Here is a 13,145-nt window from a genome sequence, read left to right on the forward strand (position 1 = left end):
AAACGATCGTTCCGGAAAAGGAGTGTCAATGAAGATCCATCAAACTGCCCCCACCCCAAACTGCCTGAGAGTGTCCCTGTATCTGGCAGAAGCCGGCCTGGAGGTCCCCCGCCAGGAGGTGAACATTCGCGACGGCGAAAACCTCTCCGACGAGTTTCGCCGCCTCAGTGCCAACGGTCATGTGCCGGTTCTGGAGCTGGATGACGGCGACACCATCTGCGAAAGTCTGGCCATCTGCCGATACTTCGAAGCATTGAATCCCACAGGCCTGTTCGGTACCTCGCCGCTGGAGCAGGCAAAGGTAGAGATGTGGACCCGTATCATCGAGCATCAGGGTCTCATTCCGGCCTTCCAGGCGTTTCGGAATCTCAGTGGTGTCTACGCGGACCGCGAGCGCTGCGTCGAAGCCTGGGGGGAGGAGTCCAGAAAGAGACTGGATGAATTTCTCCCCAAACTGGAAGCGCGCCTGGGTGAGAGCCCTTATCTGGCCGGTGACCGCTTCACCCTGGCCGACATCACCGCCTGGGCGCTCTTTGCCTTTATGGATAGGGTGAAGTTCTCCATGGCCCAGACCTTCCCAAACATTGAGCGCTGGCGCGCCGCAGTGGCCGCCCGTCCCGCATTCAGAGAGTAAGGAGTTTTCATGATTGACCTGTATACCGCCGCGACCCCCAATGGCCACAAGGTGTCCATTGCCCTGGAGGAGATGGGGCTGGAGTATCGTGTGCATCCGTTGGATCTGATGACTCTGGAGCAGAAGCAGCCTGAGTTTGTGGCCATCAACCCCAATGGGCGCATTCCTGCCATCGTGGATGGGGACAACGACGATTTTGCGGTGTTTGAGTCCGGCGCCATCCTGCTTTACCTGGCGGAGAAGACCGGCAAGTTTCTGCCCAAGGACCCCAAGGCGCGCTCCAGGGCCATTCAGTGGCTGATGTTCCAGATGGGGGGCGTGGGCCCCATGATGGGTCAGGCCAATGTGTTCTATCGATACTTCCCTGAGAAGATCCCCGCTGCCATTGAACGCTACCAGAAAGAGGGCCGGCGCCTGTTTGAGGTGATGGACAGCCAACTGGCCAAGACACGATATCTGACCGAAGAGTACTCCATTGCCGACATGGCCACCTGGCCCTGGGTGCGCATCCATGAATGGAGTGGTATCTCCATCGAAGGTCTGCCAAACCTCAAGCGCTGGCTGGATGAACTGGCGGAGCGCCCCGCTTGTCAGAAGGGCATTCTGGTGCCTCCTCCGTCGGAGATGAGTGATGAGGAGCGGGCGGAGGCGATCGCCAAGATGGTCACCAAGTAGATCGATTTATGGGGTTTCTACGTATTGGGTAGACTGGCTCAGGATCAGGAGGCCCCATGCACATTCACGCATACTGGCTCGGCGCCGCCGGGCTGATTCCCTTTATCGCCCTGCCAGTGATGATGGTGCTCGGTGCCATCTCTGCGGACACCGCCGTGATGGGATTTGCCCAGTACAGTGCCATCATTCTCTCTTTTTTGGGGGGCATTCACTGGTATCAGAGTGTCATCGCCCAGGCCCGGCCCTGGCAGACCTATCTGGCCATGGTGCCAAGCATTCTGGCTTGGGTAACCCTGGTGGGTCTGGGCCCGGTAAGTGCCTTACCCTGGCTGGCGGTGGGGTATTTGCTGATGCTGGTAAGCGACCGCTGGATTGAAGGCAAGCCCCAGGGATATGGCGGGTTGAGGCAGGGATTGACCGCCGTCGCCCTGATCATGCACCTGGCGTTCTGGCTGGCCTAATCAACCATTTGCTTCGGCATCGGTGCCCGGTCTGTGCTACCCTTCGCGCTCCCTGATTTGGGGTAGCGACATAGGAGATTGTCTGTGAAGGAGCACATTGCCCTGAGCCAGACCCGAGCCTGGGTAGAGCGGGTCATCATGAAGTACAACCTGTGCCCCTTTGCCCGTCGGGAGGTGGAGGCGGACAGCATACGTTACGCTGGGATCGACGCGGCGGAGTTGCCCAGGGCACTGGAAGCGCTGTTTCTTGAGTGCCAATACCTGGATGGGCACCCGGAGGTGGCCACCACCCTCTGTGTTCTGACCGGTGGCTTCAGCGAGTTTGACCACTACCTCGAATTGGTGGAACTGGCCACCTCTTTGCTGCAGATGCAGGGTTATGACGGCGTTTATCAGTTGGCGAGTTTTCATCCGGATTACTGCTTTGCCGGAGAGCCGGAAGACGACCCGGCAAACTTCACCAACCGTTCTCCCTGGCCGACGATCCATCTGATTCGGGAAGAGAGTATGGCCAGGGCATTGGCTGAGTATGAGGACCCTGAGGGGATTCCGGAGCGCAACGTGGCCTTTGCCCGTAAGCGCGGGTCGGAATTTTTCCTGTCTCTGCTGGCGGGAATCAAGAAGCAGTAAAGAGAAGGGCGCCAGCAGGCGCCCTTGTTGATCGCGCTAAAGTGCTACTGCCAGTCCCAGGCGCGGCGGGGTTTCTCATTGGCAACCGAGGTGGCGCTGAAGTGGCCATGGGCCTGGTTGGCCATCAGGGCCTGCATGCCGTTGCGGCTGATGCGGATCAGGTGTTCATGATCGCCCGCTTCGAGATAGATGTGATCCTCTTTACACAGGTCATCCTCGTAAACGGCCATCAGGTTGTAGGGCTTGCCCACGGGGGGCACGGCGCCCAACTCGCAGTCGCTGAACTGACCCTTTAGTTTGGATTCGGGGATCAGATGCAGCTCCCGCTTGAGCTGATCACTGAGCTTTTGAATCACCACCCGATTGGCTGCTGGCACCACCGCCAGGATTCGCCGCCCTTCGTTGTCCTCGAGAACTACGGACTTGGCGGTTTGTCTGGCCGGGACGCCGGCGTTGGTGGCGGACTGGATGGAAGACTGGCTGTGTGCGTGGGGAACCAACTGGTACTGCACCCCAAGGGAATCAAGATAGTCAATGACTTTGATGGCGGCACCCATAGGAACCTCCTTGGTATTGGGTCTCCCCTAAAGTGTATACCAGAGGTTGCCGATGGGTGGATAAAGCTGATTAGACTTTATCCCTCTTTCAGTTAAGCGGGTTGGGGGTGGCCTCTTCCGACGGGGCGACTTTGCAGACATAGACATCGAAGATGACGGTCTTTCCCGCCAGGGGGTGGTTGGCGTCCAGGGTCAGGGTGTCGCCATCGATCTCGGTCAGCGTCAGCTCCATGGGACCGTGATCGGTTTCGGCGTGAATTTGCATGCCTACTTTGAGCTGCTCGGCGCCCTTGATGATGGAGGCGTCCACCTGCTTGACCATCTCGGGGTCGTGGTCACCAAAGGCCAGATCCGGGGTCAGGGTGACGGTAAGGTGGTCGCCGGCCTTGTGGCCCAACAGCACCTCTTCCAGGCCCTCTGCCAGATCGCCCTTGCCATGGACATACACCAGGGGATCGTTGCGTGAGACCACGTCCACCTTCTCTCCGGTGACCAGTCTAAGTGTGTAAGCGATGGATACTACGCAGTTGTTTTCAATATTCACTTTCTGCTCCCGTGGAGGCTAGGGCTCCAGCATACTGCATCCCATCGGTTCGCGCATAGAAAAAGGGTACCCATGGGCACCCTTTATTGTTATCAGATCAGTGAAGCAGACTTTTGACCAGATACTGGATAATTGGATCTTCGTTTCCTTCCGGGTGCAACGCCACCAGTGAGGTTGGCGCCGTGATCCAGTTTCGTTGGCAAAGCTCCTCAAGCAGGTCAAGGTTATCCACTGACGCCTTGCCCGCAAGCAAGGGCTCCAGAGCGCGGTTGCCGGAGAGCGTCAGAATATTCAGGAACCCCGTTAGGTACTGATAATCTTTGGTCAGACCGCCTGAACGGTACACCCTGACCGCGACGTCAAAGGCGCTGTCAGTGCTCAATCTGGCTTCTTCAATCAGCCTTTGCATGGTCAGATCGAAGTTATCGTCGACCAGCATCGAATCGACGGCGAGTACCCTGCTGGCCAGCATCTTAAGCCTGTCCAGAGTCAGGGTACCTCCGCAGTACTCGGCCATGATCGCCAAGCCCTCCTGAGTGTGGTTGCTGCCTGGGAGGCCCAGGTTCAGCACCTGTAAGGGCTGCCGGCGTCCGTTCAGGGTGGTCGCGACGTGGATGCCCAGCTCATGTAGCTCCAGTGCCGATAACTCCTGATCGGTATAGCTGCGATTCTTGTTGATCAGAAGTCTTGGTTTGCCCCGGCCCGATACCACCATCGCTTTGGCTGCCATGCGGCCGCTCAGTTGTACTTGACACTTCAATCCCCAGCTGTCGGCGCATAACTGAAGGCGATGCACCGCCTGTTCGGCATTGATCGCCGACTGTGGTTGCTCCTCCTTCAGGGGGGCAGCCTGGAGGAGAAATCGAGCCTTTTGCACCGCTTCAACATCCGGTCTGCCGTAATAGCGCAGACTGGCGTAGCGAAACTCCTCCTTGCCCACGTTGGTCAGCATATCCACCCTGCGGGACAGGTTGTCCGCAATCCCCTGATACAGGGTGCGAATCGCTGGGTCCGATATCCTGTCGAAGGGAAGCTGGTAGAGCTTCTCTTTAAACAGGAAAGGGTCGACGGCCAGAGGCTTGTACTTAAACCTGGGGCTGAAGCGACGGCAACCACCGCGAAAACGGCGCCGTTCCTGTTCGATATTCAGCGGAGTCAGGTAGGGCAGGGTTTCCAGTCCCTTTCCTATGGAAGCCAACTGCCTGTCCAACTCCAGCACATCTTGATCAATGACCTGGCTCAGCATCTGGTGCTTGCTTGCCTTGGACCTTTTGTTGTGGCGCCTTGCGAAGTAGGCCGCAGTCTGGGCGAAGGCTTCTTTCATACCCAGGCTCAGGTCCTGAACCACGAGCGGAAACATGGTGCCACTCTCTTCGTCCATATAGACCTTTTTAACCTCAGTGGGCAGCACCAGTGTGCGATCAAACCGAGCATTGGTGTGTGCTATCAGATATCCACGTCCCTGGAACACGTCATCAAGCTTTGATTCCACTTTGACATCGGACAGCTTAATCCGGTTGAGCTCACGGTTGAAACGCTCGACGACAGTCCCCCATCGCTCCATATCGATCTGGGCAGTACCCACATTGAACAGCGGCACCTGACGCTCAATGCGTTTGTGGTTGTAGCTGTGAATGTCAAATACCAGCACATTAGGGAACAGTGCCTCCAGCTTGGTCAACAAGGCATCGTATAATTTGTAGAAGCACTGGTGTTTCAGGTGACTCCGTTCCCTCTGCCTGCCGCTTAACGGCCTTTGCCACACCTGCCGGCTCCAGGCCGAGCGGTAGTAGGTGCTCAGGGCCCTGGGGCGGTTCAGGTCATACTCGAACCTCGAGTCTCGGCCCACCAGCGTGATGGGCTGAGACGAGATGAACTGGTCAGTAGCCGGATCTTCCTCGTAGAATCTGTCTTTGTTGGACAGCAGACAGTTGTCCAGAAGATCCTGTCTCAATTGTCCTCCTGCGTGAATGGCTGCGGCCACCACGGGCATGTAGGCATCAATTTTGACTTCCAGGCATTCCTCCACCACTGCGGTGAAGGGCGTGGCGGCCTCGATTAAATCGATCGCTTCAGTCAGGGATAATGTTTGCATCGAGGATCGCCTGACGGTAATCGGATTTGCGTTGCAGCAGCAGTTCGCGGCTGTTGATGATGTTTTCCACCCAGTCGATCACCTGCCTCTGCAGCCGGGTGCGGTTGAGTTTGTTGATCCGGGTGATGCCACCGGGACTCAGGACATTGACTTCCAGGAGCTTGTCACCGATCACATCCAGGCCAACGAAGTAGAGGCCGTCACGAACCAGTTTGGGGCCCACAGTGGCGCACAGCTGTTTCTCCTGGCGTGTCAGGGTATGCTTGACCTCCTTGCCCCCGGCATGGATGTTTGAGCGTACATCCCCTTTGGCAGGAACCCTGCGCATGGCACCGATAGGTTCGCCATTAAGCATCAGGATCCGCTTATCGCCCTCTTCAGCGCCCTCAATGTAATCTTGCAGGATCACATAGTTACTCTTGTCGCCGCTTCCGATGTAGTAGTCCAACAGAGAGCTAACACTTTGTTGTGCGCTCTTCTCGATTACGATGACACCGTGTCCGCCATAGCCGTTCAGCGGCTTCAGGATCATCTTGCCTGCGTCGTTCTCTTCCAATACCTGCATCAGGTACTCCTTGTTCTTGGAGACATGGGTATTGGGAATGAACTGACTGGCAGGCCCGGACCAGCCAGCGGTGTACAGCTTGTTGTTGGCAATGCGCAGGCCCTCCAGATCATTAATGATCAGAGTGTCCTGCTTAATGGAGTCCAGGAAGTTCAGTGCAAGGGTGTCCAGAGGCGGATTGGCTCGCATGAAGATGCAGTCAAATCCCGCCATCGGCAGTTTTACCCGGCGCATCTCAGCGGTTGCGTAGAAACGCTCCGCTTTATCAGAGACCGCACGGCTTTTGATGATGACATCGCAAAAGCCATACACGGTAGAATCGCGCATGGTCAGGCTGTTGGGCGTGGTTATTGCTACGGTATGTCCCCGAATGGCGCACTCGTGGATGAGGCGCAGTGTGGAGTCAAAGGCAGGGTCGATACGCTGCCATGGGTACATGAGGAAACAGATGTTCATTAAGCCTGTCCAAAATTAATCGTCATCAATTGGGCTGTTCAGATCGACGCTGACGTTACTGTCGTGCAGCGTATAGATCTTTGGTTTGCCATTGGCCAACCTCTGGTATTTCAGCCATACACGTTCCAGAGGTGTTTCGGGATCTGCCTTGGCCTGACACACCTGCTGAAAATGGTGCTCTGTGTCAGATTGAGGCTCAAGAAGACCAGTTGCTAACCCCTGCATGGTGGTACCAAAACTGGTGAGCAGATGGCTCTCTCCAATGGTGAAGTCACCGGAGCGATTAAATCCTCTGGCATATCTGTTGTTGTCCACAAACAGCTTGCTACCGAATCGAAAATCGACATCAGACATAACAAATCCCGATAAAGATTAAATATTTCAATGTATTGATGGTGTCTGCTCAAGGCATGAGATCGCGCGAAAGATAGATCTGAAACCCGATAAAGAAAAACGATAAATTTCTATCGTCTCCACAAAAATTCGTTGTTAACATCGGCGCAGAAACCCGTTGGAGTCGCCATGGACGTCAAAGTCTTTAAAACCTTTCTGGAAGTGGCCAAAGAGCGTCACTTTGGCCGGGCCGCAAACAGCCTGAATATTACCCAGGCGGCTGTCAGTGCCCGAATAAAACAGCTGGAGGAGTTCTTCGATGCGACTCTGTTTGTGCGCCAGCGCAACAACATCCGCCTCACCTCCACCGGTGAGCGGTTGGTGCGTTATGCCGAGGTGATGGTCAATACCCTGCAGCAGGCCAAGGATGATCTGAAGCTGGCTAAGGGGGAGCAGGCCCAGTTGACGTTAGCGGGCACCCCCAACATCTGGGATGCCTATCTTCAGCACTGCCTGGGGTTGATCACAGAGTCGATGAGCGGTTACGCCTTCAGTGCCGATACCCTGAGTCAGGAGCAGGTGAACCGGGCGTTGCTGCAGCGCACCCTGGATATGGGGATCCTGTTTGAGCCGGTGAAGTCTGAGCTGCTGGAGTGCAAGGCGGTGGCCAGGCTGGAGTTGGTCCTGGTGAGTTCCCGTCAGGAGGCTGCGGAGCTGGCGCTCAGTGGGGAGTACATCTTTGTGGATTGGGGCGTGCAGTTTGCTCAGGCCCATGCTGAGGCGCATGCGGGTTCTGTGCCCCCGGCGATGCGGACCAGCAGTGCCCGCATCGCCCTGGACATACTATTGAAAAGGGGCGGCGCCGCCTATCTGCCACTCTCCATGGTGGAGCCTTTCCTGGAGAATGAGCAGCTGTTCAGGCTGAGTGAGGGCAGCCTGATTGAGCGGGAGATATACCTGGCCTACCGAAAGGACTCGCCATTGCTGGATGGCATCCTCAGAGTGCAGGCCAGGCTGTCTGCTACCTCGCCGGCAGGGGGCTATACCCTGCAGGCCGCCGCCGACAACCTTCAGTCGTGAGCCTCGTGGCAGCTCAGACAGCTCATGCCTTCGGTGTCCATGTGTTCAGACTCGGCCATATCCTCTGAGGTATGGCAGCTCTGACACTCGGCATCATTGCCGAAGGCGGGCGGAACAGCGATAAGCGCCGCCAGCAGCAGGGGTATCGACAGGACCACGGCCCAGGGGATAGGGCGGGGCATGTATCTGAGCTTACTCATGAGTACTCCTTGGCTTGGTGACGAAATCGGGACTGGCTTCAGCATAACCAGCGGAACCCTGATGGACTCTGAACGAGCCGACGGTGTATTTATCGGTTATATCTTCAGCAGAACTCGCTGTAACTCCTTTCTATTCCTACTTTTTCTTTACATTTTCCCCTGGAGGATCCGGCGGTGAACATCAGTTCATTAACGCACAAATTTTCAACGGTGCGGGCAGCTCAGGATCCTCTGCTGCCAAATGGATGTTTATTTGGGAAATACCGCTGTTTATGACAGAAAGCCGCCGCCTTGAGCCCTGTGGAGGCTTGTTGCTAGTGTAGGGAGGACAAAACATACCGGGCCTGGAAACGGCCCCGAACAATAATAAGGAAATCGTTTTGCAGGCAATCAACAACTTCCTCCTGACCTTGGATGGGTTCCTCGGTTCCGCAGCCTGGTTCCCCTGGGTGCTGTTGGGTGTGGGTTTGTTCTTCACCCTCTATCTTGGCTTCCCCCAGATCCGTTACTTCAACCGAGCCTGGAGTATCGTTCGGGGTAAGCACGACCACTCCAAAATGGCCGGTGATACCAGCCACTTCCAGGCACTGGCCACCGCACTGTCCGGGACCGTGGGTACGGGCAACATCGGTGGTGTGGGTCTGGCCATCTTCCTTGGCGGTCCGGCCGCCCTGTTCTGGATGTGGATGACCGCATTTCTGGGTATGACCACCAAGTTCGTGGAAGTGACCCTGTCCCACAAGTACCGGGAGAAGACCGACGACGGCACCATGGCCGGTGGTCCCATGTACTTTATGGACAAGGCGCTGAACATGAAGTGGCTGGCGGTGATCTTTGCCCTGGCCACCATCGTCAGCTCCTTCGGTACCGGCAACATGCCCCAGGTGAACAACATCGCCGTCTCCATGGAAGCCACCTTCGGCATCGCCCCCGTGGTTACAGGTGGTGTGCTCTCCATCCTGCTGGCGCTGGTGATCCTGGGCGGCATCAGCCGCATCGCCAAGGTGACCTCCACCCTGGTGCCCTTCATGTCCGTGGTGTACGTCATCGGCGCGCTGGCGGTGATCTTCTACAACCTGGACAACCTGGTACCTTCATTTGTGTCCGTGTTCAAAGACGCCTTCACCGGCTCTGCGGCCACCGGCGGCTTCCTGGGTGCCACCTTTGCCTACGCCTTTAACCGCGGTGTGAACCGGGGCCTGTTCTCCAACGAAGCGGGGCAGGGTAGTGCGCCCATCGCGCACGCTGCCGCCCGTGCCGACGAGCCGGTGTCCGAAGGCATGGTGTCCATCCTCGAGCCTTTCATCGATACCATCATCGTCTGTACCCTGACCGGCATGGTGATCCTCTCCTCCGGGGTGTGGACCGAGAAGCACCACAACAGCTTCCAGACCGCGGACATCGAGTATGTTCAGGGCCACTACAGCGACAGCGTCGACAGCGATAAGAGTGAGCTGTTCCATTATCTGACCGGGCAGGACTCCAAGGTCAGCGCCTACAACGGCGTCATTGTCATTCGTGACGGCGAGGCGGTGAATCAGGACTTTACCCTGATTGCGGCCCGCTCTGTGGCCGAGGATGTGCGTTACACGGTGAAAGGCTTCCCCTTCAGCGGTAACCTGGAGATCGCCAAGGGGAAACCCATGGATCTGGACGTGACCATCGAGGGTCGCTCGCTGATCCACTCGGCGGAGCTCACCACCAAGGCCTTTACCCGGGGTTACTTCGGCGAGTATGGCCAGTACGTGGTCTCCATCGGCCTGCTGCTGTTCGCCTTCTCTACAGCCATCGCCTGGTCCTACTACGGTGACCGTGCGGTGACCTACCTGTTTGGTAGCCGCTGGATCCTCACCTACAGGGTGTTCTACGTGGCCGGCTTTATGATTGCCGCGGTGGCCGACACCACCATCGTCTGGAACCTGGCGGCGGTCTCCATTGTGCTGATGACCCTGCCCAACCTGTTCGGCATCTTGCTGCTCTCCAGGGAGATGAAGCAGACGGTGGCCAGCTACTGGTCAACCTCACCCGATGTGAAGGGTAAAAGCCAGGAGCAGACCTCCTCCGAGTAAGCTGATTTGCTCTTAACCCAACCGCGCCGCCCCTGTGGGCGGCGTTTTTGCGTGCCCCGAACACCAAGTTTGCCCTTTACCTTGGCGGTGGCCTCTGTAATAGTGGGCGGCGCAAGACAGCCCGGACCTTCGCCGGTCGGGGCACAGACGACAAGGAGTGGAAATGGCGTTAATCGATTGCCCCGCCTGTGGCAAACGCATCTCGGACAAGGCGAAGACCTGCAGCCACTGTAAGGTGGTGCTGGATGGCGACAGCGATAAGATTGAATCTGCCCAGCGCATCGCGTCCATCAACAAGAAAACCCAATTGATGAACCACAGTTTCCTGGCCTTGCTGGCGTTTGTCGGCGGCTTTGCCCTTTGGTTCTGGGGCGGCGAGCAGGCGGAGAACTGGCGAAAGCCCGCGGGCATCGGCATGATGGCCGTCGGTTTTGTGGGCTACCTGGTGACCCGGGTGCGAATTGCGCTGAACAAAAGGGGATAGGCATGGAATGGCAAAAACTGGCAGCGAACATGGACGCAGAACTGGCGCAGAAGCTTCAGACTGCGGTTGAGATTGGCAAATGGCCCGATGGCACCCTGGTGACCGATGAGCAGAGAGAGTCCGCCATGCAGGCGCTGATTGTCTGGCAGTCCAATCACAACAACGAGAATCAGCACCTGACCGTGGGCAAAGATGGCGAGATCAATCATCTGTCCAAGGATGTGCTGAAACATCAGTTCGACGAGAATCAGATCACCCGTCTTAAGCCGGAGTAACTCATGAGAGCCTGGATTCTGGCCCTGGCGGCCCTGGCCCTGTCGGGCTGCGACAACAACGAAGTGGGGGATGTCTCCCTGGGATTGTTCACCACCAAGGACATCAAGGTCGAGGTGTTGCAGGACCCCATAGTGACCGGCGTGACCTGTCACATCTCCAACATCGAAGCGGACCTGGATTTTGCCGATCCCAGTGACATGGGGATCGCTTGTCGCCAGACCGGTGAGATCACCCCGGCGATGATCGCCGCCATCGACACCGGCAAGTCCGGTGAGGTGGTGTTCAAAAAGTCCAAGAGCGTATTGTTCAAAAGCCTGAAGATCAGACGAATCCTGGATCAGAAGACCCAGACTCTGCTCTACATCGCTTACAGCACCAAGGAGACCAAGGGCAGCTACAAGCATTCGCTCTCCACTGTGCCTCTGTGGGGCACTCAGGCGTTTACATCCAGGCCAAGCCAGGATTGATGTTACAAGGGGCCACAAGGGGCCCTTTTTAATGGATGCCCGACAGACTGAATCTGAACCCTGTTTGTGCCCTTCGGTGGGTAATAATGGGGAATATTATCCACTTGGCGACTTTTTATATTAGTTTGGGCTAAAACTGAGATCTCCGTACTTTCGATTGCAGAATTCAGAAATTAGAGTTTCACCAGTGCCCAGCAGAGCAGCCAGCAACTCATTGAAGTTGTGAAGGATAAGTAACAAAAGTTTGCGCTCTTAGGGACCGATGCCAGGGATATTGGGCATAGCAACAAGATTCGTTCTGTTTTCTTTGTCACCAACAATCGGACATCTCTATGAGCGCCAGGGCAACAACAAGACGGGATCTGGAAAGCGCACTGCACAGGCGTGAATTTGAGTTCTTCTATCAGCCTAAAGTCTCCATGGTCACCGGAGAGATCTGCGGCGCCGAAGCGCTGATTCGTTGGATTAAGGCGGACGGTACCGTCATTCTTCCCGGCGCCTTCATTCCCCAGGCCGAGTCCAATGGCTTCATCAATCGTTTGACCCTGTGCATGGTCAAGCGCCTCATCGCAGACATTGGTCAGATCAACAAGGAAAACCAACCGCTCCCCATCTCTTTCAATGTGTCTGCCCATGACTTCCAGAACCGGAAATTGGTCAAGGTATTGCTGGAGGGGATCGAGCGGGGAGAGATCATCCCGGATCAACTGGAGATTGAGCTGACCGAGACCGTGGTACTCAATGAGTGCCCGGTGGTGATCGAAAATCTGAACAAGCTCAAGAGCATGGGCATTCGCCTGGTGATGGACGACTACTGCCGCGGATTCTCCAACCTGGGCACCCTGGCGCGCTGGCCGTTCAGCACCATTAAGATAGACAAGTCGATCATCAGCCAGGTGGAAGCGTCGGAAAAGGAGTTGTCCATCGTCCAGTCCAGCATTCAGATGGCCCATAACATGGACCTGGAGATCGTTGCAGAAGGGGTGGAAACGGAGTCTTGCTATCGCCTCCTGCAAAACACCGGCTGCAGTGTGGCCCAGGGTTATTGGATCAGTCCGCCGCTGCCCCTGAACAACTTTCTTAAATTCTTGCAGGAGGGTCGGAGCTGGCCCTCTCAACTGCTGGGCATGTTGCACATGGCTCAGCTCGATCACATCCAGTGGCGTAAGGCGGTCATCGACAGCGTCTACAACCTGGACTTTATCAGCGACGCCAATGCGCTGGGCTGGCCCGAAGCCCATCACTCCCAGTGCCGCCTGGGTAAGTGGCTCTATGGGCCGGGTCGTTGCTTCTCAAACACCATCTGGTTCAGCAAGCTTCATCAGAGTCACAAAGAGTTGCATCAGATACTGGGCGAGCTGATGGTGGCCGTGGACGCCGGACAAACCGGCAAGCCGCTGGTTGAATTGATGAGGAAGCTCTCGCGCCAGTCGGATCTGGTGATGCAGATGCTGCATGAGCTTGAGCACTACCTGGTGGAGCAGAGGTTATTCAGAGGGGAGCAATGCAGTACCCGAGAGGATAAGGCCGTGGGGGAGTAGCGCAGCGGCCAGTCAGTGAACCGCGGCGACCCGGCGTGTACGCAGGCGGCTCAGGTTGTGAGCAGCCGTCGCTGCCCC

General features: G+C 56.7%; 16 protein-coding genes. 10 read left to right on the forward strand and 6 right to left on the reverse strand.

Translation table 11 applies throughout. The annotated features are described in order from the left end of the window. Positions 1–28 precede the first annotated feature (28 nt). The 4 genes from QUE41_RS09825 (at position 29) to QUE41_RS09840 (ending at position 2,400) form a co-directional block, all read left to right on the forward strand. Positions 29–634: a glutathione S-transferase family protein gene (locus tag QUE41_RS09825; RefSeq protein WP_286342697.1), complete on the forward strand. Its 606-nt coding sequence runs from the start codon at positions 29–31 to the stop codon at positions 632–634. Positions 635–643: 9 nt separating this feature from the next. Next, positions 644–1,309 (forward strand): glutathione S-transferase family protein, encoded by a 666-nt coding sequence (locus tag QUE41_RS09830; RefSeq protein ID WP_286342698.1) that lies wholly within the window; start codon positions 644–646, stop codon positions 1,307–1,309. Between the two features lie 56 nt (positions 1,310–1,365). After that, a complete protein-coding gene (locus tag QUE41_RS09835; RefSeq protein WP_286342699.1) occupies positions 1,366–1,770 on the forward strand; it encodes a DUF3429 domain-containing protein in 405 nt (134 codons plus the stop codon). Positions 1,771–1,854: 84 nt separating this feature from the next. Continuing rightward, complete coding sequence (locus tag QUE41_RS09840) at positions 1,855–2,400, forward strand: DUF1415 domain-containing protein (protein WP_286342700.1); 546 nt, start codon at positions 1,855–1,857, stop codon at positions 2,398–2,400. Between the two features lie 44 nt (positions 2,401–2,444). On the opposite strand, the gene QUE41_RS09845 is transcribed toward QUE41_RS09840, so the two are convergent. The 5 genes from QUE41_RS09845 to QUE41_RS09865 all read right to left on the reverse strand — a co-directional run bounded on the left by QUE41_RS09845 (position 2,445) and on the right by QUE41_RS09865 (position 6,971). Continuing rightward, complete coding sequence (locus tag QUE41_RS09845; protein ID WP_286342701.1) at positions 2,445–2,957, reverse strand: aminoacyl-tRNA deacylase; 513 nt, start codon at positions 2,955–2,957, stop codon at positions 2,445–2,447. A gap of 88 nt (positions 2,958–3,045) precedes the next feature. Then, the gene (locus tag QUE41_RS09850; RefSeq protein WP_286342702.1) at positions 3,046–3,501 is read right to left on the reverse strand and encodes an FKBP-type peptidyl-prolyl cis-trans isomerase; all 456 of its coding nucleotides are present in this window, start codon (positions 3,499–3,501) and stop codon (positions 3,046–3,048) included. 97 nt (positions 3,502–3,598) lie between these two features. Further along, positions 3,599–5,596, reverse strand: coding sequence for a tyrosine/phenylalanine carboxypeptidase domain-containing protein (locus QUE41_RS09855; RefSeq protein WP_286342703.1), 1,998 nt, complete (start codon positions 5,594–5,596; stop codon positions 3,599–3,601). Then, positions 5,574–6,617, reverse strand: a complete 1,044-nt coding sequence (gene gshB / locus QUE41_RS09860; protein WP_286342704.1) for a glutathione synthase — start codon at positions 6,615–6,617, stop codon at positions 5,574–5,576. The genes QUE41_RS09855 and gshB overlap by 23 nt, the downstream gene beginning before the upstream one ends. A 15-nt stretch (positions 6,618–6,632) precedes the next feature. Continuing rightward, a complete protein-coding gene (locus QUE41_RS09865; RefSeq protein WP_286342705.1) occupies positions 6,633–6,971 on the reverse strand; it encodes a MaoP family protein in 339 nt (112 codons plus the stop codon). A gap of 168 nt (positions 6,972–7,139) precedes the next feature. On the opposite strand from QUE41_RS09865, the gene QUE41_RS09870 reads away from it, so the two are divergent. After that, positions 7,140–8,030, forward strand: coding sequence for a LysR family transcriptional regulator (locus tag QUE41_RS09870; protein ID WP_286342706.1), 891 nt, complete (start codon positions 7,140–7,142; stop codon positions 8,028–8,030). Here the strand turns inward: QUE41_RS09870 and QUE41_RS09875 are convergent. Next, positions 8,021–8,230, reverse strand: coding sequence for a hypothetical protein (locus QUE41_RS09875; protein ID WP_286342707.1), 210 nt, complete (start codon positions 8,228–8,230; stop codon positions 8,021–8,023). The genes QUE41_RS09870 and QUE41_RS09875 overlap by 10 nt on opposite strands. Before the next feature lie 380 nt (positions 8,231–8,610). Between QUE41_RS09875 and QUE41_RS09880 the strand changes: the two genes are divergently transcribed. From QUE41_RS09880 to QUE41_RS09900, 5 genes are all read left to right on the forward strand, one after another. Further along, positions 8,611–10,299, forward strand: a complete 1,689-nt coding sequence (locus tag QUE41_RS09880) for an alanine/glycine:cation symporter family protein (protein ID WP_286342708.1) — start codon at positions 8,611–8,613, stop codon at positions 10,297–10,299. A 163-nt stretch (positions 10,300–10,462) separates the two neighbouring features. Beyond that, the gene (locus QUE41_RS09885) at positions 10,463–10,783 is read left to right on the forward strand and encodes a zinc ribbon domain-containing protein (RefSeq protein WP_286342709.1); all 321 of its coding nucleotides are present in this window, start codon (positions 10,463–10,465) and stop codon (positions 10,781–10,783) included. A gap of 2 nt (positions 10,784–10,785) precedes the next feature. Continuing rightward, positions 10,786–11,058 carry a YeaC family protein gene (locus QUE41_RS09890; protein WP_286342710.1) on the forward strand — a complete coding sequence of 91 codons (273 nt, stop codon included), beginning with the start codon at positions 10,786–10,788 and terminating at the stop codon, positions 11,056–11,058. 3 nt (positions 11,059–11,061) lie between these two features. Beyond that, positions 11,062–11,526, forward strand: coding sequence for a CreA family protein (locus tag QUE41_RS09895; protein ID WP_286342711.1), 465 nt, complete (start codon positions 11,062–11,064; stop codon positions 11,524–11,526). Positions 11,527–11,858: 332 nt separating this feature from the next. Further along, on the forward strand, positions 11,859–13,067 hold the full coding sequence (locus tag QUE41_RS09900; RefSeq protein ID WP_286342712.1) for an EAL domain-containing protein: 1,209 nt from the start codon (positions 11,859–11,861) through the stop codon (positions 13,065–13,067). The last annotated feature ends 78 nt before the right edge of the window (positions 13,068–13,145 follow it).

This window comes from Ferrimonas sp. YFM (assembly GCF_030296015.1).
In the GTDB taxonomy this organism is placed as follows: Bacteria; Pseudomonadota; Gammaproteobacteria; order Enterobacterales; family Shewanellaceae; genus Ferrimonas.

Coding starts and splice junctions, on each gene's coding strand:
- QUE41_RS09825 (WP_286342697.1), top strand. CDS start 29: ATGAAGATCCATCAAACTGCCCCCACCCCAAACTGCCTGAGAGTGTCC.
- QUE41_RS09830 (WP_286342698.1), top strand. CDS start 644: ATGATTGACCTGTATACCGCCGCGACCCCCAATGGCCACAAGGTGTCC.
- QUE41_RS09835 (WP_286342699.1), top strand. CDS start 1,366: ATGCACATTCACGCATACTGGCTCGGCGCCGCCGGGCTGATTCCCTTT.
- QUE41_RS09845 (WP_286342701.1), bottom strand. CDS start 2,957: ATGGGTGCCGCCATCAAAGTCATTGACTATCTTGATTCCCTTGGGGTG.
- QUE41_RS09855 (WP_286342703.1), bottom strand. CDS start 5,596: ATGCAAACATTATCCCTGACTGAAGCGATCGATTTAATCGAGGCCGCC.
- gshB (WP_286342704.1), bottom strand. CDS start 6,617: ATGAACATCTGTTTCCTCATGTACCCATGGCAGCGTATCGACCCTGCC.
- QUE41_RS09865 (WP_286342705.1), bottom strand. CDS start 6,971: ATGTCTGATGTCGATTTTCGATTCGGTAGCAAGCTGTTTGTGGACAAC.
- QUE41_RS09870 (WP_286342706.1), top strand. CDS start 7,140: ATGGACGTCAAAGTCTTTAAAACCTTTCTGGAAGTGGCCAAAGAGCGT.
- QUE41_RS09875 (WP_286342707.1), bottom strand. CDS start 8,230: ATGAGTAAGCTCAGATACATGCCCCGCCCTATCCCCTGGGCCGTGGTC.
- QUE41_RS09885 (WP_286342709.1), top strand. CDS start 10,463: ATGGCGTTAATCGATTGCCCCGCCTGTGGCAAACGCATCTCGGACAAG.
- QUE41_RS09890 (WP_286342710.1), top strand. CDS start 10,786: ATGGAATGGCAAAAACTGGCAGCGAACATGGACGCAGAACTGGCGCAG.
- QUE41_RS09895 (WP_286342711.1), top strand. CDS start 11,062: ATGAGAGCCTGGATTCTGGCCCTGGCGGCCCTGGCCCTGTCGGGCTGC.
- QUE41_RS09900 (WP_286342712.1), top strand. CDS start 11,859: ATGAGCGCCAGGGCAACAACAAGACGGGATCTGGAAAGCGCACTGCAC.